We start from the raw sequence: 18,349 nt of genomic DNA, 5'->3' as shown, positions 1-18,349 counted from the left end.
AAACTCATACCCTAGGCAAATTTATTTTTAAATAATCGAATTAGCTTCAACCCTGTTTACCCATATAAAAGTAGCAAAAGCAGTGTTTATACTTTTTTATTACAGTATCGGTTTATAAACTGGCGTTGTTATGTGGGCAAAAATAATAAAAACAACTCATCTTTTACTTTTCGGTTAAGTATTTTTTAGGCGTAATACAATACCAGCGTTTAAAAGCACGCTGAAAAGCGCTTTGTTCAGAAAAGCCCAGCGCAGTGGCAATGTTTAACGAACTGAGTCCTTGTTTTAGTAATATAAGGGCTTGTTGTTTGCATATTTCGTCAATAATTTTGCTGTAGCTGGTGTGTTGTTGTTTTAAGTAACGCTGTAGGCTGCGAGTTGATAGCGCTAATGCCTGAGCAGCTTGCTGAACACTTAAACGCTCTGGCAGGTGTTGTGTTATTAGCGCTTTGAGCTGACTAATATACTGAGCTTCGTGGTTGTAGTTAATAGCCTGTGCGGCTAATAAAGTTTCTAGCTCGTTATTAGCGCCTTTTAGTGGGCAGTGTAGTAATTGGCTATCAAAGATCATGCTATTTGTTGTGCTATTAAACTCAATAGGACAGTTAAATACACTTTGATACTGTTTAACTTCATTGATGGGCGGTTGTGGGCGCATTAATTTTATTTGGCTGAGCATCAACGGGGCTTGCCATTCACAACATTGTTGAGCAAAAGCAAGCCAGCTACTAAAAAGCTCATCTGCCATGAAGTGTGTGACTGGTGTTTTGGGGTGCCATTCTAGGCTGCTGTGTTGTGGGTGATGATGTAGGCTAATAGTGCCAATGTTTCTAACTAAGGTATGCAGCTTTAAAGCATGTTGTAATGCGCTTAATAAAGAGTCACTCACTAAAGCAATATGCCCAAGTAATCCCCAGTTTTGCGCATTAAGCGCTTGACCAAACTCTAATCCTACTGTGTTCCTATTTAAGTGTTTTGCGCCAATGGCCATGAGCTGTTCGTAATCAGCAAGCGGGTATTTATAGCGACTGTTATTAAGTTGCTGCCCTCCTTGAGTAATATTATTAAGTAAGTGTTCTTTATTCAGACCTTGAGAAGCTAAGTAACTAGTTAAAGAACGAATAATTTGGCTACTTACAAAATACATAAAATATCCTTTTCTAGACGGTTAAAGTTTAAGCTGCCCTAACTGGCGCGCAAAGTCAATTTTGTGCGTTTGAGGTCAAGATTTTAATAAGTATTTACGGCATGGTTGTAAAGTTAAACAATAATAATGACAAGGAACACCACAATGAAGCCCCATTTACTCTCACTTTGTATCGCCAGTAGCCTACTTTTAATTGGTTGTAGCGAAGACAATGACAATAACGTTGCACCACCAATTGTCGTGGTGCCTGATCCCGTTCCAGAGACGAGCGCGCCAATAATTGCATTTGATGACGATAATAAACTTGATGCGAATATCCGTTGGACTACCTTCGGTGTGCCGCATATCACTGCTGATAACTTAGAGAGCTTAGCGTTTGGTAGTGGTTATGCTTATGCTAAAGATCATGCGTGTCTATTGATGGATCAAATTATTAAAGTGCGCGGTGAACGCTCGAAATACTATGGTCCAGATAAAGTACCAGGCAGTGGCGACTCAACGCATTTAATTTCTGACTTTGGTTATAAAGCCTTGGGTGTGAATGAATATGCTCAAGCCAATTATGATCAATTAGAAGAGAACAGCCGAGCGCACTTTGAAGGGTTTGTGCAAGGCTTTAATAAATACGTTACTGATACGGGGGTTGATAATTTAGCGCCGGAGTGTGCCTCTGCACCTTGGGTTACCAGTTTAACAGCACAAGATATGTTGGCGTACTCTATGGCTACAGTGCAGCTAGCCAGCTCGGCTAACTTTTTAGAGCTCGCTTTTTTAGCAAACCCGGGTGATGCGAATGAGTATCTGCCAATGCCTACGTCAGAGCAGCCAAGTGCTGTGTCTTCAATGGTAGGCAATATTAATCAGCGAGCAAAGCAATTTAAGCTAGAGAAAAAATTTGATCACTTAGGGTCAAATGGTTGGGGGCTTGGTAAAGATATGATGGCCAATGGTAAAGGTGGTCTATTAGCAAATCCTCATTTTCCTCACGAGGGCAATTTACGCTTTTGGCAATCACACCTAACCATTCCCAACGCTATGAATGTAATGGGGGGCAGTTTGCAAGGGATGCCAGGAGTGATCAATATTGGTTTTAATGAGCACATAGCTTGGACCCATACTTTTTCTACAGCACGTCATTTTTTAATTTATCAGCTAGCACTAAATGAAAATGATCGCATGGGTTACAGCGTTGAAGGTGATAATTATGAAATTACTTCAAAAACAATTAACGTTGAGGTAACTGTGGCACCAGGGACCACAATTACACTTAGCAAACCGTTTTACTATAGCCACCATGGTTTAATGATTGAAACACCTGCCGCAAATGGTTTAGGGTGGAACGACAGCCAAGCATTTACCATCAAAGATGCCAATGAGTTTAATATGGATGTGGTTGCTCAGTGGTCAGCTATTAATCAAGCAACCAGCTTAGAAGAGATGAAGGCCTCGTTTGCTAAATACGATGGCGTTTCATTTAATAACACCATGGCCAGCGATAAAGAAGGTAATGTCTTTTTTGTTGATGACAGCACCGTTTTGAAACTGGGTGATACCGCAAATATGGCAATTCGTTTGCAACCTGAATTGGTTGCACTTAGAGAGTCGACGGGCTTTGATTTAGTACCTGGTAACTTAAAGTTATTTGAGCCGCAAGGCGTTGTGCCTTTTGAACAAGCTCCCCAACTAAGTCGCACTGACTACGTACAAAACTCAAATGACAGCTATTGGGTTACTAATCTTGAACAACCTCTTGTGGGCTTTGCTGCGCAATATGGCGATGTTCATCAGCCATTATCATTGCGTACCCGTATGGGTTTGAAGCTCATAAAAGAGGGAGGCGGTGAAGACAGTAAGTTTGATTTGGCTGAACTTGAAAATGCGCTAGTAGGCAATCGTATCTATTTAGGTGAATTAGTATTTGATGATTTAGTTGCCCAGTGTAAAGCGCGTGGCGCAACACCGGTTACCCTAACTAATGGAACAAGTATTGACCTAACAGCTGCCTGCGCCGTGTTAGAGGGCTGGAATGGCGCTATGAACCTTGATACACAAGGCGCTGCGTTAATCAGAGAGTTTGCTCACTTATTTAATGGTGATGAATACTTATATGATAATTTTGATGTGACCAACCCTGCAAATACGCCAAATACCTTACTTGCCGATGGCTCTGCGTTAACGGCTTTAGCGCATGCAGTGCTTAATTTACAAAGCAATGGCGTGGCATTAAACAGTACTTTAGGTGAGCTGCAATTTGTTGAAAAAACGCTAGCAGGCGGCATTGCTTCAGGCGAGAAACTTCCTTGGAGTGGGCCAATGAGTGTGGAAGGAGGCTTTAATGTGTATCGTTTTGATCGCAGTAGCAGTCGTTCATTTTCTACGGTGATCCCATATATCGATCATCAAACATTGGATGATGCGATAACAGGTAAACCGTTAGCGTCAAATTTAACAGCCAGTGGTTACCCTGTTAATTACGGATCGAGCTGGATGTTTGTGATGAACTTTACCGATGATGGTCCTGTGGCAAAAGGATTACTGACTATGTCGCAGAGTTCAGATTCAAGCTCAGAACATTTTGATGAGCAATCGCGTTTTTACTCAAATACGCCAGTATTAAGACCCATCTTATTTAAAGATGCAGATATTAATCTAAATTTAATTAATGAAATGGATTTATCAATGAGTAAAGAGTAAGCACACTTTGAGCGCCAGTACGAATGCTGGCGCTCTATTTACCTAGTCAATAAACGGCACTTTTTCAATTAAAGTAACTTCACTCGCTGAAATGTGTGCTTTATAAGCTAATACTTCTACGCCTTGCTCAATGGCCTCGCTAAGCAATTCTGCATAGGTTGGGTCAATATGCACCGCAGCACTGACTTGTGTGATGCCTTGGTGCAGCACTGCAAATAGTAATACCGCTCGATGCCCTTGTTTTACCATGTCGATTAATTCACGAATATGCTTTTGCCCACGAACAGTTTGGGCGTCAGGGAAGTAGCCTTGACCACTTTGTGGACGATCTTCGCTCAGCAGCGTGACTGATTTAACTTCAACATAGCAATTGGCTTTGCTGCTGTGGGTAAGTAAAAAGTCGATGCGGCTGTTTTCACTGCCATACTTCACTTCACTTTGTATGTGTTGATAGCCTGTAAGCTCATCAATAACCTCATTATTAAGTGCTTCTTCGACCACTTTATTGGCGATAGCGGTATTTACACAAATAAGCTGTGATACATTATTTTGCGTCAGCTCTAATGACTGCGGGTACTTTCGCTTGGTATTACTGCTGGTGGAATAAAAGGCAGTAAAACCGACATCGGCACAGCCCGTCATCTTACCCGTATTAGCACAGTGAGCGGTAAAAGTAGTGCCATCACTGAGCTCTAAATCAGCTAAAAAGCGTTTGTAACGCTTTAATAAAGTGGCAGATTGTAATGGCGGGGTGTACTTCATTTATGACTTCCTTATGTAACCTGAGCACTGGATAATAAGTTTATTTCAAGTAGTTGTTTTAGCGCTAACTGCGTTGAGTTCATTTTTTCTAGAGATAATAAACTTAAATATTTTTATAGCTCAATATGTTAGCAAACTTATTAACCCGAGTTTAGGGTAAGTAAAATTGAGGTTTACAGGCCGGTTGAGGTTATTCACCTCAAGCAGTTGGGAACTTAAGCGCTCTATAGTAAACTCAACCGCACATTTAAGTGCAAGGATATTCTAACATGAGTGAAAAATTTGTTGTTCAATTAAGCGAGCAGTTGGCACCAGGGCATTGGGGCGAAAGTGCGTCATTATCTTTTAACGAACACGGCGCAACGGTTCATTTATCTGAGCAAGAAACATTAAAAAATGTGCAAAAAGCGGGTCGTACAATTGCAAATCAAGGCATTAAAAATGTTGTTCTTGAAGGTGATGTATGGTGCACAGAGAGCCAATGGGCTTTTTACCAAGGCTTTGTATCACCAAAAGTACTAAACGGTGTTGAGTTTGTTGATAACGCACAATCTGATCTTAAAGAACTCGCTGATTTAAAAGCATCGGCAACGTGGGCGCGCGAAATGATCAATGGTACCGCCGATGACATTTACCCAGAAAGCTTAGCTGAAAAAGCCGCTGAATTTATTCAATCACTTGCACCAGAGCATGTTAGCTATCAAATCATAAAAGGCGATGCGCTATTAGAACAGCAGTGGATTGGTATTCATGCCGTTGGTCGTGGTAGTGAGCGTCCGCCAGTATTACTTGAGCTTGATTACAACCCAACTGGCGATGAGAACGCACCGGTAAGCGCAGCACTTGTTGGTAAAGGTATTACGTTTGACTCAGGTGGTTACTCAATTAAACCAAGCGAAGGTATGTTGGGTATGAAGTGCGACATGGGTGGTGCAGCAACGGTAACCGCAGGTTTGGCACTGGCAATTAGCCGTGGCGTAGAAAAGCGTATTAAGTTGTTTTTATGTTGTGCAGAGAACTTAATTTCGGGTAATGCATACAAACTAGGTGACATTCTTACTTACAAAAATGGCATAACCGTTGAAATTGTAAATACCGATGCTGAAGGGCGTTTAGTATTGGCTGATGGCTTAATGGCCGCAGGCGAGACAGGCGCTCCACTTATTATTGATGCGGCAACCCTTACTGGTGCCGCCCTTGTTGCTGTTGGTCAAGAGTACAACGCATTGTTTGCCCTTGATAAAGAGCTAGTGCGTGAAGTGGAAGACTTTGCGTCACAAGAAATGGAAGCCGCATGGCCATTACCACTTGAAAAGTGGCATCAACAAAACTGCCCATCGCCGTATGCGGATACAGCAAATAGCCGCGCCCAAAAAGGCGGTGGTTTCGGTGGTGCATCTAACGCCGCTGGTTTCTTATCTCGCTTTGTGCCAAACGATGGCAAAGGCTGGGTACACATCGATTTAGCTGCTGCATTTAATATGGGTGGTAGCACAAGTCAATGGGCTTCAGGTGCAACTACACAAGGTATGCGCACCGTAGCACGTACCCTACTTGAAAAGGCATAATCTACTGAGATTACGCATTAGTTAAAAAATAGGTACCTTAGGGTGCCTATTTTTTTATCCGCCAAACAAGCAATTTTGTTTTATTTACGGTAAAATCCTTCGCCATTACGTGTTTGGGCATCTATTTTTATTTAAACCTCGCTCAAATATTATACATACCACTGGGATCCTTACTATGTCAGAAAAGTGCTATATCACGGCTCAACAATTACTTGAAGATTCATTCCGCGTAGCGGCACAAGTGTATAAAGATGGCTTTCGTCCAGATTTTATTATTGGTATATGGCGCGGTGGTGCTCCAATTGGGATTGCGGTTCAGGAATATTATGATTACAAAGGCATAGAAACGGATCACATTGCGGTTCGTACCTCGTCTTATTACGGTATTGGTAAGCAATCAAAAGAAATCAAAGTACATGGTTTACACTACATAGTTGAAAACGCAAATGCAGGTGACTCTTTACTGATTGTTGACGATGTTTTTGACTCAGGTCGTAGTATTGTAGCGTTAAAAGAGAAGCTCTCTGAGCTAATGCGTTTAAACTTACCACGTGATATTCGTATTGCTTGTCCATACTACAAGCCAAAAAATTCAAAAGTTGATACAGTGCCTGATTACTACATTCATGAATCTGAAGAATGGTTAGTATTCCCGCATGAATTATCAGGTTTAACGCCGGATGAAATTATTGAAGGTAAATCTGATTTAGCTAAAATCCACGATATTTTACTTGAAAAGTAAATGTGATTTTGATCAATAAAAAAGGCCTTAATGGCCTTTTTTATTGTCTTTAAAGCTGTGCAAAGCTATCTACATAGTCACTTAATTTAGGAATATCGACAGCTTGTAGTCCTTGTGTGCTTCTTTGCACTAAGTTTTTCTCTACTAACTCACTCACTACACGCCTGTATGCACGCTCAGTGGTTGCAAAGCGCTCAGCTTCTGCATTTACCGTAGGGTAAGCACGTAATAAAGTGGGATTGTTATTCTCTGCACGTAATAAGCAGTCTTTGGCAATATTGTAGCTCAACGGCAGTAACAGCTTATCTAAATTAATTTTTTGATTTTCTTGAAACTTAGCCGCAATCGTTTGCGCCGTATATAAGCTTAGCTCGGGTTTATCGAGCAATAATGCGCGCCAATGTTTTAATTCAATCAAGTTATACGTGACATCACTAAAGCAGGTTACCGTGTAAATGCAGGGGTTATTATTAAGTGCTTCAATTTCGCCAATTAGGGTATTGTTACAGTCGAGTTGGCCAAGAAGCAGGCGCCTGCCATTACCTACATCGTAACTAAACGATACAGTTCCACTTCGCACTAATACCAACTTAGTTAACGGTTGGTCTTGCTGTATTAATATTTCTTTTTTTGATTGCTGAAAACTACTGCCGGCAAACGTCAGCAGTTGATCAACAAGGTAACTGGAAAAATGGTATTGAAACATCAATCATGCTCTTCGGACAATTGTCCTATTTATTACACCTTAATGACGATAGCATTAAGATTAAGAATTTATGCTAACTTGCCCACGCCGTTAATATAATTAATAGCGTTAAATGACCTTCATTCTTCCGTGTAATGATTAAAAATTGTGGTATTAACCAGTATATTTTAAGGTTTTATTGGTAAGTTAGCTTTTTTATTTTAACTACTGCGTAGCGTAGCTTAATAATGTACTAAAATTTAACGCGTAATACTAACCTAAAGCCTAGGAGAGAACAATTGAGTTGGGAATATTTAGGTTATTTAGCATCCGTCTTATTAGTCATATCATTAACCATGACTGATGTAACCAAACTACGTTGGTTTAATTTATTGGGCTGTATTGCGTTTACTTTTTACGGTGCGGCTATAGGCTCAGTGCCGGTGGCTTTTACCAACGGCTTGTTGGCTTTGGTTAATATTTATCACATTATTAAGCTATATCGTCAGTCAAAAGTTGATACAAAAAAGGGTTAACGCAAGTTAACCCTTTTTTGTTTTTAATTACTCAGCTTTTGCGACGTCTTTTTCGTAGCGTAACGTACCCGCAATCCACGTTTGCAGCACCTGAGTTTTGTATAGCTGCTCAATGGGGACTTTAAAGTAGTCTTGATCAACCATTATAAAGTCAGCCCATTTACCTTGCTCTAAACTCCCTAGCTTAAACTCTTGATGCGCTGCATACGCGCCGCCAAGGGTAAACGCACGTAATGCATCTTCTCTGCTTAACACTTCACTGGCGCGCCAACCGTTTTCAGGCAATTGATTATGATCCATACGTGTAATGGCAGAATATAAGCCATCAAACGGGTTCGCGAGCTCGACAGGGTAATCAGAACCCGCTGCAATAGTCGACCCCTGCTCTAAAAATGTTTGCCAAGCGTATGCGCCTTGGAGTTGTTTATCGGTTAAACGCTGCTCTGCCATATGCATGTCAGATGTAGCATGCACAGGTTGCATTGATGGAATTATTTTCAGGGTTTTAAAGCGCGGAATATCCTCTGGCGAGACGATTTGTGCATGCTCCATGCGATTACGCAGTAGTATACCACCGGTTTGCTTAAATACATTTTGATAGGCATCGAGCACAATTTTATTTGCTCTATCGCCAATGGCGTGGGTATTTGCACTAAACCCGCTTTTAAAAGTGAGTGTAAATAATTGTTCTAGCTTTTGTTGGGTTTCAAGCATTAGGCCAAAGTGGTTTGCTCTGTCTGCGTATTCTTCAATAAGCGCGGCACCGCGTGACCCTAAGGCTCCATCAGCATAAATTTTTACACTGCGAATAGATAAAAAATCTTGAGCATCTTGAAACCGACCCGCTTTAAGCATCATGTTTAAATCTGGGCTTGCTGCACTTAACATCGCTACAATTCTAAGCGGTAATGTACCTAACTCAGCGCGCTGTTTATAAACTTGCCACGTGGTTTTATCAATACCTGCATCGTGGGTTGAGGTAATGCCTAAGCTTAATAAATGTTTACCTGCGGCATCTAATGCATTGCTAACCGATTGCGCAGATGTTGCAGGCATATGTTGAGTAACCAAGGTTTCTGCTTTATCTATAAAAATACCGGTTGGTTTGCCAAACTCATCTTTTATAATTTCTCCACCTGCTGGGGCTGGTGTGTCAGCATTAATATTGGCAAGTTCTAGTGCTTTTGAATTAACCCAAATAGCATGGCTATCTACTCGCGATAAAATAACAGGGCGGTCGCTGACGACTTTGTCTAAATCAGCAGCGGTAGGGAAACGCGTGTCGGACCATAGCTCTTGGTTCCAGCCCCGACCAATAATCCAACCTTCTTTGCCTTTGGCAAATTCGTTGAGCTTAGCGGTTATTTCATCTACCGATTTTGCGCCGCGCACATCCAGCTGTGACAAGTTTTCACCCAGGCCAATTACGTGTCCGTGGGCATCAATGAGCCCTGGTAATAAGGTTTTTCCATTGGCGTCAATTAGGGTTGCGCCCGGGAAGCTATTTTTTAAGCTGTCAGGACCTGTTTTTACAACTTTGCCATCTTTTATGACTAAGGTTGTAAATGTATTTACTTCGCCGTGGCGCATTTTTCCTTTGTATAAAGGGGTGTAGCCATTGGCATTATATATTACTTTCGTTTGTGCAATTGCCACACTAGATAAGGCGCAGAGGCTTGCTAGTAATACCGGTTTAATTAATTTATTGAGTCGCATAAGAGGTATGTTGTTATTATTTGTACTATCACAGTAGCAAACTCAAATTTAGAATACCAATAGCATAATTTATTAATAGTCGAATAAGCCCAGCTTTTAGCTAGAGCAAGCAAATTCAGGGTAGGATAGATTGCGTGTTAACAGGAAAGAATTTGTTTAATCTTCTCAAATAAAGCCTAATTAACTAGGCTTTATTTGAGGGAGCTATTTATTTACTGGCGTACAAACTATATTCGCTTAATGACAATTGTGCGTCTTTATCACGGTCGTAACTGCCAAAACGTGACCATAAAGCAGGATCACTGGCAGTTTCCGAACGAGTTAAAAAGCCATCTTGATTACGGTCAAGTTTTTCAAATTCTGAGGTAATATAGCTATTTGTCGCAAAGCTCATGCAGCTAACAACAGTAAGCGTTAGTAAAATAATATGGCGGATAGGTTTCATCTAAATACTCAGTACAAATTGGTGGTTAGATAGTTTTTAAACTCAGTTAAAGAAATTCTGTTGTCTTGATTTTCATCCCAATTTGAAAATGAGTTTAATAGCTGAGGCTGAGCAGCAAGCTCGCTATGGGTTAAATACTCGTCGTTGTTGGTGTCTAGATGTTCAAAGCGTTGCTTTACATCAAGTGCACATGCACTATGGCTAACAAATAGTAAAGCACCAATAAGGAGAAGCTGTATTTTCATGGTTGGCGTTCCAAGGCATATTTTAATTGCTGGCAATAATGAAATAAAGCACTTGCCATAATTTAAATCCCAACATTAAATCCGTTTACACACTCCCTCAGGGATTATGGCAAGTGCTTTTAACTCTATACTAATAGATTAAACTTGAATCTAAACTTAAGGTTTAAAGTTTTGGAATTCTTTTTTAGAAATCATCTCGTTATTATCTTTGTCTAAATCGGCAAACTGCTTAAGTAATTGTTTATCTTGCTTTGCCTCAATAAGCGATATTTGGTCATCCATATTTTTATCTAAATGCATAAAACGTACATTTAATGGCGATGCCAGTGCGGTGGCACTAATAGCTAAAAATAGGAGCGAAAAAGCACCAATTAGTTGTTTCATGAATGTACTCCTTTATTTTATAAACAGCTTAAATTCGTTTAGAGATATGAGCCCGTTTTCATCGGTGTCTATCTGTGCAAAGTTCTCATGTAATAAAGCATCTTCACCTGCTTCAGCTTCACTTAATGTGCCATTACTGTCTTTGTCTAAACGATTAAATTCAGCATCTACATCAAGGGCGAATAAATGAGTACTGGTTAGGCACAAACCGATAAGTGCAGCGTTCTGTAAATTGTTTTTGAACATTCCTTGGCTCTTTTTAGATTAATATTAATGTTCTCGTAACAAAAATGGTGCCAATATTTATTTTTATTAATAATCAGTGAGTTATGTTTTTTTGTGATGATTGGTGCGTAATTTTTACAAGTAACTGTGTGTTTTATGCAACAATTTTGCAGTTATAAGCGTTTAAAATTTTTTAAATCAATTGCTTAACTTGTCGCTATTTAGAGACAGCAGGGGTTTTTATCCTTGATGGTTCAGCGAGTGTATAAGTTGAGCGCTTAATAATAGAACGTTTAAAAATAGTAAAGGACTTTTGTATGCCCGCAGTCATGGCTGAAAAATATAAAGCATTGATAAATTGGCGCCCCAATTTAATTGGCCAATTTGTAATGAGCATGCTGTTGTCGCTGTTGCCCTTATCTATAGTGGTTATTGTGTTTTTAAATGTATTAAATAAGCAATTAGCGGTCACTCAGCAAATTGTGAGTAATAATTACCAAGTAACTAAGTCGTTTAATCTGCTTAAGCAAGAGCTTAATAGTTTAGAAAGAGCAACTAGGCAAAACTGGGTATTAAAGAGCGACTCACTCGATAAGCTAATCGTAGATAAATGGCAATCATCATTGCAAAACATCAATGAGCTAAAACAGCTTTCAAATAACCAAGCAAATACACACCAATGGCAACGGCTAACGGATACTTTGCAAACGGCGCATACTCAACTTGTGGTTGAAGCGCGTCAACAAGCTGAATTATTTGTGCCAATCAGCGAAACACTAGCGGAGCTAACATTGTGGTTACGTGAGGAAAATGAAGCCAAAATCACTCAAAACCAAATTAAGCTCACAAATTTACAAGCTTCCTTTATAAACTGGTTGATTGCACTTACGCCTTTAACGCTGCTTGTTGGCGGCGGTTTTTTGTGGCGCATAAGCGGGCGCTTAAAAAGCTTAACCTCAGTGATTGATAAGTTAGGCCAAGGAGATTGGCAGCAAAAAATATCGGTGCAAGGGTCGGCTGAACTCATAGAGTTAGGTAACAAGTTGCAGTGGGTGCAAGCGCAGCTGCATATGTTAGAACAACAAAAAGATACATTTTTACGCCACGTTACTCACGAATTAAAAACCCCTTTGGCTTCTATGGTTGAGGGCACTGAATTACTAGCCGATGAAATCGTTGGCCCCATCAATAACGAGCAAAAAGCGGTACTTGGGCTGATCAGTCAATCGATGGTGAGGCTACGTACTATGATAGACAGTTTATTGAGTTATAACGCCATTCGCACCAGTAAAGACAACGTCAGTGAAGTGGAATTTAATCAGCTAATAAAAAAGGTAAATAACCACTTTGAGCACCGCTTAAATGCGCGAGAACAATCGCTTATTTGGCACAATAGTTTACCTAATATTTCTCTTAGTTTGCCACGGGAGTTAATTGAAATGATTTTAATTCAGTTAATTTCCAATGGCTTAAAGTTTTCTCAGCCAAACCAAGTCGTTACTATTAGCTTGAGTCTAGAAAATAACGGCCTAAATATGCAAGTAGCAGATGAGGGTTGTGGCATTAAAGAGCATGAAAGAGATCATGTTTTTGGGGCGTTTTATCAAGGTAAACATACCAAAGAGATTAGCTTACAAGGCAGTGGTTTAGGCCTTACTATAGTCAAAGAGTCAGTTGAACAGTTACATGGGCAACTAAAAATTGAGCATAATGAGCCGCAAGGCTGTCGATTTAACATTGTCATCCCCTATAAAAATAAAGGAGTTAAATAATATGTCTGCGCGTTTAATGGCTATTGTATGGCTAACCAGCAGTCTTGTTTTTTTATCTGGGTGTGAAATAACAAACACTCAAACACAGGGTGAATCAGCATTAAATGTACCCTCTCAGCCAGATAGCAAAACGAATCAGCCAAATCCCAAACCTCGGCCAAAATCAGAGCCAATATATCCCTCTGCAGCGCAAGTTATTGCTTGGCATGCCAATCAGTGCGGTGGTTTTAAATTAGCGCCTAGCAATGAAACCTACTTAGGGGAGCAAGCACTGAAAGCGTTTTTTAGTAAAGCATGTTTAAAGCTTAGTAGTGACCCCAATACTGTGATGAGTCAATTACTTAAGCTGGATCAGGCGTACTATTGGCCCGATGATATAAAGCACTATTTATGGCTGCAAAAACAGCACGTATTAATGCAAATAGATGCAAAAAAACAACAGCAAGCATTGAACGCCAAAATGCAAAAAACCTTGTCGTCATTAGCCGCAATTGAACAGCAACTTTTACTACGTGAAGAAACCAAGGAGCAGTAACTATGTCAGTCACACTTCCATCAAGTGCTAAAGTTTTACTCGTTGATGATGATGCCAGCTTGCTGCAATTACTGGCGATTCGAATTCAATCAAAGGGTTATGAAGTAACGACCTGTGATAGTGGTATGAACGCATTACAACTACTTAAAAACCAAGTGTTTGATGCGGTGATCACCGATTTAAGAATGGATGAAATGGATGGCATGGCGCTGCACCGACAATTGCAAAACCGCTACCCTGCGTTGCCTGTTATTATGATGACGGCTCATGGATCTATCCCTGATGCGGTAGAGGCCACCAAGCAAGGTATTTTTGCCTTTATCACAAAACCCGTTGATAAAGATGAGCTGTTTGACAGCCTAGCCAAAGCCATTGAGATACATGGGGTTAATAATGATGAAGTCGCCCCGCAAAGTAATATTGTCACCCGCAGTGGCGCTATGCTGCATTTGTTGGAGCAAGTGAAACTATTAGGGCCTACACAAGTTAACGTGCTTATTTCTGGTGCCAGCGGTACCGGTAAAGAGTTGCTTGCGCAGGCGATTCATCAGCATAGCCATGTTAGTGACGGTCCATTTGTGGCAATAAACTGTGGGGCCGTGCCTGGTGAGCTATTAGAATCAGAGCTATTTGGTCACAAAAAAGGGGCATTTACAGGAGCTGTAAAAGATCACCAAGGCCTATTTCAGCAAGCACAAGGCGGCACCTTATTTTTAGATGAGATTGGTGATATGCCGCTTAATTTACAAGTTAAGTTGTTACGTGTGCTGCAAGAAAAAACCATTCGCCCTGTGGGCTTTCAAGAAGAAATTCCCATTAATGTACGAATTGTTTCTGCAACCCATAAAAACCTGCCTGAAGCGATTAGTAATCAACAGTTTAGAGAAGATTTATACTACCGGTTAAACGTCGTAAACTTAAAGTTGCCCCCGCTGTGTGAACGCCGTGAAGATATTAGCTTATTAGCCAACTTTTTTAGTGCCAACATCGCAAAGCGTATGGAGCAAAAAGAAAAGCGCTTTGCAAACGATGCCATGCATGCCCTAGTAAGGTATGATTGGCCAGGTAATATACGTCAATTACAAAATGTGGTGGAGCAGGTGGTTGCGTTGACTCCCAGTGAGGTTATATCTGAACATTTAGTGCTTAGTGCGCTCAACAGTAATGAAAGCAACGTTGAGCCATTATCACTTAATGAAGCTAAAAAAGAGTTTGAACGAGACTATGTAATTAATACCCTGAAAATGGCAGGGGGCAATGTGGCAGAAGGCGCTAAACTTGCCAAGCGCAACCGTTCTGATTTTTATAAGTTGATTAAAAAGCATGAGATTGACGTAGATAGTTTAATTTAATTTGGTTTTTAAAAGGAAGTGAGCATGCAGTTATTCATGGTGTATTTAGGTGGACGCATTCAAGGTTGCCACATAGAAATGCACGACGTACGTTTTGTGGTAGGCCAAAACATTGAGCAAACCTATACCAAACTAAAAAGCCAATGGGTGGGTGATAAAAACAGTGTACACATGGATAGCTACATGGCAGTCAATCACATTGATGGCTACCAAGTTGACATTGTTGATGGTTCTGTTGAGCAAAACAAACAGCTTTATTTTGTTAATTTAGGCGCTTACAGAAGCGACTCAATGGCAGAGCAACACGACTTTGCTTTGTATGTTGCCAGTAGTAGTGAAGAAGCGAAACAACGCGCTAAAAATGACTTATTAGCAGGGCTGAGTCATCTTCATAAAGATGATTTATATGATGTTGATGACTGCTTTGCGATTGATTTACTCGATAGTCAGCTTAATATTAAGCTAACCCCAAGCGGCCAAGCACAACCAATTAAACCGGACTGGTTTGGTTATCATGTATTATAGTTGCTAAGCATTTGTTTGGATATTGTGTGAAAAAGTATGCGTTTATACTTTTGCTAGTTGGCTTAAGTGGCTGTAAATCACTGTCGGGTTTACCGCCCGTTGTTGATTTAAATAAACTGGTAAAGCAAGTAAAAAACGACCCTACCAATGTGGTTGCAATTCACAAGCAAGCACAAAAAACACACCGCTCTATTAAAGCACAGGTTGGTAGCGTAAAACAGCTTTTAGCTGCATTAGAAAGCGTTGTTGGGCGCAAGTGGGGTAAGCAAAATACGCAACAGCCTAGTGCAAAAAAATACGTCAAATACAGTAATGATTACCAAGCTCGTGCCATTATTGATTTTGAGCAAGGCACTGTAAAAGTAGAAACCATCGCGTTAAAAAATACAATAAGCTTGTTACAGCAGGCCATTGTTATGACCCTACTGACCTCCAGCGACCCCGATAAAACCGATATTTTTACCAGCGAAGCCCCCATATTAGAAGGCGAACCGTTTTTATATCAACAAGTACTCGACCAAGATAAGTTACCAATAAAATACTCTTGGCGTGCTAATCGATTTGCGCGTTATTTAGTAAATAATAACTTAAAAAAGCAACGACAATATGGACATGTTATTTCGTCAGTTAGTTTTAATTTAGTGGAGCAAAATGCTCATTTAAGAAAGCAAAAGTACAGTGATTATGTGCTGACGGCTGCAAAAAAATATCAAATATCGGCAGCACTTATTTATGCCATTATTGAAACCGAAAGTAGCTTTAATCCACATGCGGTGAGCTCATCAAACGCATATGGATTAATGCAAGTGATCCCCGCAACTGCAGGGCGGGATGTGTATCAAAAAATTAAAAAAGTACCCGGGCAGCCAACCAAAGCAGTGTTGTTTAATCCAAAACATAATATTGATATTGGCAGCGCGTATTTAAGTATTTTAAAAAATAATTACTTACATAAAATTAATACCGATAAAAGTAAGCACTTTGCCATGATCTCGTCTTATAACGGTGGCGCGGGTAATGTATTGCGTATATTTAATAAAAATAGAAGTGTGGCGTTTTCACAAATAAATCAGCTTACTTCAAGCCAGTTTTATAACATTCTCACCACTAAGCACTCACGTGCGGAATCAAGACGCTACCTATATAAAGTCACTAAAGCAGAAAAAAACTATCAGTAACTTATTTACTCATCACTTTCTTGTTGCTCACTTTTAGCGGCCATTTTAAAGGCCACTATCACTAAGCCAAACATAGCAAATGGAATCGCGGCTAATAGGTATTCGACCAAATGACTGTCTTGAAAATTAGCTTGCAGCAAAAAATGCCCCGCAACACACATAATAATAACGATCAAAAGGATGGGTAGTAACCTAAGTTCTTTTTTTGCTGAATGTTTTTTCATTAGTTAAGGTGAGTTTAGGTATAAAAAAATAATGCACTATTGTAATGAGCTTACTAAAGCTTGGCAAACAACGCTGATTTTTAAATTGCGATTAGGTATGATTAACATCAAAGAAAACCTTAAAAGTAGTGGTTGGGGATAAAGTGCAACAAAGCTTAAAGCAAGTTTACCTAGTTGGCGGAGCAGTGCGAGATAAGCTGCTAAACATACAATCAAAAGATAACGATTACGTTGTTATTGGTGAAACGCCAGAGGTTATGGAAGCGCTTGGGTTTTTACCTATTGGCAGTGATTTTCCCGTTTACTTGCACCCACACACTAAAGAAGAATATGCACTAGGGCGTACCGAGCGTAAAAGTGGTAAAGGTTATACCGGCTTTGTAGTGGATGCGAGCCCCAATGTTACGCTTGAAGAAGACTTAGCACGCCGAGATTTAACCATAAACTCTATGGCACTTGACGAAAACGACACTATTATTGACCCTTTTAATGGTCAAGATGATTTAAAAAATAAAGTGCTGCGCCACACCACCCAAGCATTTGTAGAAGACCCGGTTCGGGTATTACGTATTGCCCGTTTTTTAGCCCGTTATGGCAGTGAATGGTCTATTCATCCAAGTACCACTGCATTAATGCAGGAGCTTAAAAATAAAGGCGAGCTGGAACATTTAGTGCCAGAGCGAGTATGGCTTGAAACAGAAAAAGCGCTTGGTGAAAAACACCCTGAGCTTTATTTTCAAGCATTAGATGGCTTAGGTATTTTTCCTGAAATTGAACAGATGAAAAACACCCCACAGCCTGCAAATCATCACCCCGAGGGAGATGTGTTTGTACATACTATGTTAGTCCTTAGGCGAGCAGCCGATTTAAACTTTAATTTAGAAACGCGTTTTGCTGCTTTAACTCATGATTTTGGTAAAGCGCTCAGTTACAAAAAACAGGGGAATTTACGCGGCCATGAACGTGAAGGGGTTGCGGTGGTTGAGGCCTTTTGTGAACGTTTAAAAATACCTAATCGCTTTCGTGATATCGGTGTGCTTACCAGTGATAACCATACACTTTGCCACACGCTTGAACAGTTAAGGCCGCAAACTATTCATAAATTAATCGTCACTAATTTAAATGCATTAGTGCACCCAGAGCGTTTTATTGCATTTACTCAAGCGTGCCAGTGTGATGCACAAGGACGAGGCGAAACGCTGGTAGATAAGCCCTACCCACAAGCCGCTAAATTACGTGCAATTCACAATGAACTACAAAAAATGGATAAAAAACAGATAGTGCAAGATGCGCTTAAAAGCGGTAAAAAAGGCCCTGAAATAGGCGAAACGGTCAAGCAGGCAGAAATAGACTGTATTAAAGCGTTTTTACAGCTTAATGGCTAACTTGTAAGGTTTGTGTAGTTAAGCACTACGAGCTAAAGCCTCAGCTTGCATGGCTTGTTTATTACTTACCTTGTGCTTTTTAGTCGCGCCCTGTTGAGCATGGTTATTGGCTGCATTAGGACGATATAAATCGAGAATAAACTCTATTTCTTCGGGTTCTAATAACTCTTTCATTTTGACTCCTCCTAGGTGAGTAGACTAAGACTGAGCGAATGAATTAAAAGTGAAT

Annotated in this window: 20 protein-coding genes; 10 read left to right on the top strand and 10 right to left on the bottom strand. The window is 40.3% G+C overall.

The window, feature by feature from the left end; translation table 11 throughout:
* Positions 1–163 precede the first annotated feature (163 nt).
* Positions 164–1,147, bottom strand: coding sequence for an AraC family transcriptional regulator (locus PTET_RS12600; RefSeq protein ID WP_013465737.1), 984 nt, complete (start codon positions 1,145–1,147; stop codon positions 164–166).
* A 144-nt stretch (positions 1,148–1,291) separates the two neighbouring features.
* Here PTET_RS12600 and PTET_RS12595 point away from each other — a divergent pair, with 144 nt between their 5' ends.
* Positions 1,292–3,841, top strand: coding sequence for a penicillin acylase family protein (locus PTET_RS12595; RefSeq protein ID WP_013465736.1), 2,550 nt, complete (start codon positions 1,292–1,294; stop codon positions 3,839–3,841).
* A gap of 42 nt (positions 3,842–3,883) precedes the next feature.
* On the opposite strand, the gene sfsA is transcribed toward PTET_RS12595, so the two are convergent.
* Entirely contained in the window at positions 3,884–4,603 is a 720-nt protein-coding gene (sfsA, locus tag PTET_RS12590) for a DNA/RNA nuclease SfsA (protein ID WP_013465735.1), read from the bottom strand.
* A 269-nt stretch (positions 4,604–4,872) separates the two neighbouring features.
* On the opposite strand from sfsA, the gene pepB reads away from it, so the two are divergent.
* Entirely contained in the window at positions 4,873–6,171 is a 1,299-nt protein-coding gene (gene pepB / locus PTET_RS12585) for an aminopeptidase PepB (RefSeq protein WP_013465734.1), read from the top strand.
* A 175-nt stretch (positions 6,172–6,346) separates the two neighbouring features.
* The gene (locus PTET_RS12580) at positions 6,347–6,913 is read left to right on the top strand and encodes a phosphoribosyltransferase (protein ID WP_008111161.1); all 567 of its coding nucleotides are present in this window, start codon (positions 6,347–6,349) and stop codon (positions 6,911–6,913) included.
* A gap of 49 nt (positions 6,914–6,962) precedes the next feature.
* Here PTET_RS12580 and PTET_RS12575 read toward each other — a convergent pair whose 3' ends face one another.
* Positions 6,963–7,619, bottom strand: a complete 657-nt coding sequence (locus tag PTET_RS12575; protein WP_013465733.1) for a Crp/Fnr family transcriptional regulator — start codon at positions 7,617–7,619, stop codon at positions 6,963–6,965.
* 278 nt (positions 7,620–7,897) lie between these two features.
* Between PTET_RS12575 and PTET_RS12570 the strand changes: the two genes are divergently transcribed.
* Positions 7,898–8,134, top strand: a complete 237-nt coding sequence (locus PTET_RS12570; protein WP_024602364.1) for a YgjV family protein — start codon at positions 7,898–7,900, stop codon at positions 8,132–8,134.
* Positions 8,135–8,161: 27 nt separating this feature from the next.
* On the opposite strand, the gene PTET_RS12565 is transcribed toward PTET_RS12570, so the two are convergent.
* The 5 genes from PTET_RS12565 to PTET_RS12545 all read right to left on the bottom strand — a co-directional run bounded on the left by PTET_RS12565 (position 8,162) and on the right by PTET_RS12545 (position 11,170).
* The gene (locus tag PTET_RS12565) at positions 8,162–9,850 is read right to left on the bottom strand and encodes an amidohydrolase (RefSeq protein ID WP_096038715.1); all 1,689 of its coding nucleotides are present in this window, start codon (positions 9,848–9,850) and stop codon (positions 8,162–8,164) included.
* Between the two features lie 208 nt (positions 9,851–10,058).
* Entirely contained in the window at positions 10,059–10,295 is a 237-nt protein-coding gene (locus tag PTET_RS12560) for an EF-hand domain-containing protein (protein ID WP_013465731.1), read from the bottom strand.
* A gap of 8 nt (positions 10,296–10,303) precedes the next feature.
* Positions 10,304–10,540, bottom strand: coding sequence for an EF-hand domain-containing protein (locus PTET_RS12555; RefSeq protein ID WP_013465730.1), 237 nt, complete (start codon positions 10,538–10,540; stop codon positions 10,304–10,306).
* A gap of 156 nt (positions 10,541–10,696) precedes the next feature.
* Positions 10,697–10,924, bottom strand: a complete 228-nt coding sequence (locus PTET_RS12550; RefSeq protein WP_013465729.1) for a hypothetical protein — start codon at positions 10,922–10,924, stop codon at positions 10,697–10,699.
* Positions 10,925–10,936: 12 nt separating this feature from the next.
* The gene (locus PTET_RS12545; protein ID WP_013465728.1) at positions 10,937–11,170 is read right to left on the bottom strand and encodes an EF-hand domain-containing protein; all 234 of its coding nucleotides are present in this window, start codon (positions 11,168–11,170) and stop codon (positions 10,937–10,939) included.
* A gap of 296 nt (positions 11,171–11,466) precedes the next feature.
* Here PTET_RS12545 and PTET_RS12540 point away from each other — a divergent pair, with 296 nt between their 5' ends.
* The 5 genes from PTET_RS12540 to PTET_RS12520 are packed head-to-tail and all read left to right on the top strand — an operon-like array spanning position 11,467 to position 16,511.
* Complete coding sequence (locus PTET_RS12540; protein WP_013465727.1) at positions 11,467–12,921, top strand: HAMP domain-containing sensor histidine kinase; 1,455 nt, start codon at positions 11,467–11,469, stop codon at positions 12,919–12,921.
* A gap of 1 nt (position 12,922) precedes the next feature.
* Positions 12,923–13,456 (top strand): hypothetical protein, encoded by a 534-nt coding sequence (locus PTET_RS12535; protein ID WP_013465726.1) that lies wholly within the window; start codon positions 12,923–12,925, stop codon positions 13,454–13,456.
* Positions 13,457–13,458: 2 nt separating this feature from the next.
* On the top strand, positions 13,459–14,808 hold the full coding sequence (locus PTET_RS12530) for a sigma 54-interacting transcriptional regulator (RefSeq protein ID WP_013465725.1): 1,350 nt from the start codon (positions 13,459–13,461) through the stop codon (positions 14,806–14,808).
* A 24-nt stretch (positions 14,809–14,832) separates the two neighbouring features.
* Positions 14,833–15,333: a DUF1543 domain-containing protein gene (locus tag PTET_RS12525; RefSeq protein ID WP_013465724.1), complete on the top strand. Its 501-nt coding sequence runs from the start codon at positions 14,833–14,835 to the stop codon at positions 15,331–15,333.
* 26 nt (positions 15,334–15,359) lie between these two features.
* The gene (locus tag PTET_RS12520; protein ID WP_013465723.1) at positions 15,360–16,511 is read left to right on the top strand and encodes a murein transglycosylase domain-containing protein; all 1,152 of its coding nucleotides are present in this window, start codon (positions 15,360–15,362) and stop codon (positions 16,509–16,511) included.
* 5 nt (positions 16,512–16,516) lie between these two features.
* Here the strand turns inward: PTET_RS12520 and PTET_RS12515 are convergent, their stop codons facing one another.
* Positions 16,517–16,735, bottom strand: a complete 219-nt coding sequence (locus PTET_RS12515; protein ID WP_024602373.1) for a hypothetical protein — start codon at positions 16,733–16,735, stop codon at positions 16,517–16,519.
* Between the two features lie 143 nt (positions 16,736–16,878).
* On the opposite strand from PTET_RS12515, the gene PTET_RS12510 reads away from it, so the two are divergent.
* Complete coding sequence (locus PTET_RS12510; protein ID WP_029610018.1) at positions 16,879–18,120, top strand: multifunctional CCA addition/repair protein; 1,242 nt, start codon at positions 16,879–16,881, stop codon at positions 18,118–18,120.
* A gap of 18 nt (positions 18,121–18,138) precedes the next feature.
* Here PTET_RS12510 and PTET_RS19065 read toward each other — a convergent pair whose 3' ends face one another.
* On the bottom strand, positions 18,139–18,294 hold the full coding sequence (locus PTET_RS19065) for a hypothetical protein (protein WP_010387666.1): 156 nt from the start codon (positions 18,292–18,294) through the stop codon (positions 18,139–18,141).
* Positions 18,295–18,349 lie beyond the last annotated feature (55 nt).

It is taken from the genome of Pseudoalteromonas tetraodonis, assembly GCF_002310835.1.
Lineage (GTDB): Bacteria > Pseudomonadota > Gammaproteobacteria > Enterobacterales > Alteromonadaceae > Pseudoalteromonas > Pseudoalteromonas tetraodonis.
The sequence above is the reverse complement of the archived record's forward strand: the minus strand, read 5'-3'. Positions and strand labels throughout refer to the sequence as shown.

What these genes read in the sequence shown, in the direction of transcription:
- PTET_RS12600 (WP_013465737.1), bottom strand. Translation starts at nt 1,147, where the DNA reads ATGTATTTTGTAAGTAGCCAAATTATTCGTTCTTTAACTAGTTACTTA.
- PTET_RS12595 (WP_013465736.1), top strand. Translation starts at nt 1,292, where the DNA reads ATGAAGCCCCATTTACTCTCACTTTGTATCGCCAGTAGCCTACTTTTA.
- sfsA (WP_013465735.1), bottom strand. Translation starts at nt 4,603, where the DNA reads ATGAAGTACACCCCGCCATTACAATCTGCCACTTTATTAAAGCGTTAC.
- pepB (WP_013465734.1), top strand. Translation starts at nt 4,873, where the DNA reads ATGAGTGAAAAATTTGTTGTTCAATTAAGCGAGCAGTTGGCACCAGGG.
- PTET_RS12580 (WP_008111161.1), top strand. Translation starts at nt 6,347, where the DNA reads ATGTCAGAAAAGTGCTATATCACGGCTCAACAATTACTTGAAGATTCA.
- PTET_RS12575 (WP_013465733.1), bottom strand. Translation starts at nt 7,619, where the DNA reads ATGTTTCAATACCATTTTTCCAGTTACCTTGTTGATCAACTGCTGACG.
- PTET_RS12565 (WP_096038715.1), bottom strand. Translation starts at nt 9,850, where the DNA reads ATGCGACTCAATAAATTAATTAAACCGGTATTACTAGCAAGCCTCTGC.
- PTET_RS12560 (WP_013465731.1), bottom strand. Translation starts at nt 10,295, where the DNA reads ATGAAACCTATCCGCCATATTATTTTACTAACGCTTACTGTTGTTAGC.
- PTET_RS12555 (WP_013465730.1), bottom strand. Translation starts at nt 10,540, where the DNA reads ATGAAAATACAGCTTCTCCTTATTGGTGCTTTACTATTTGTTAGCCAT.
- PTET_RS12550 (WP_013465729.1), bottom strand. Translation starts at nt 10,924, where the DNA reads ATGAAACAACTAATTGGTGCTTTTTCGCTCCTATTTTTAGCTATTAGT.
- PTET_RS12545 (WP_013465728.1), bottom strand. Translation starts at nt 11,170, where the DNA reads ATGTTCAAAAACAATTTACAGAACGCTGCACTTATCGGTTTGTGCCTA.
- PTET_RS12540 (WP_013465727.1), top strand. Translation starts at nt 11,467, where the DNA reads ATGCCCGCAGTCATGGCTGAAAAATATAAAGCATTGATAAATTGGCGC.
- PTET_RS12535 (WP_013465726.1), top strand. Translation starts at nt 12,923, where the DNA reads ATGTCTGCGCGTTTAATGGCTATTGTATGGCTAACCAGCAGTCTTGTT.
- PTET_RS12530 (WP_013465725.1), top strand. Translation starts at nt 13,459, where the DNA reads ATGTCAGTCACACTTCCATCAAGTGCTAAAGTTTTACTCGTTGATGAT.
- PTET_RS12525 (WP_013465724.1), top strand. Translation starts at nt 14,833, where the DNA reads ATGCAGTTATTCATGGTGTATTTAGGTGGACGCATTCAAGGTTGCCAC.
- PTET_RS12515 (WP_024602373.1), bottom strand. Translation starts at nt 16,735, where the DNA reads ATGAAAAAACATTCAGCAAAAAAAGAACTTAGGTTACTACCCATCCTT.
- PTET_RS19065 (WP_010387666.1), bottom strand. Translation starts at nt 18,294, where the DNA reads ATGAAAGAGTTATTAGAACCCGAAGAAATAGAGTTTATTCTCGATTTA.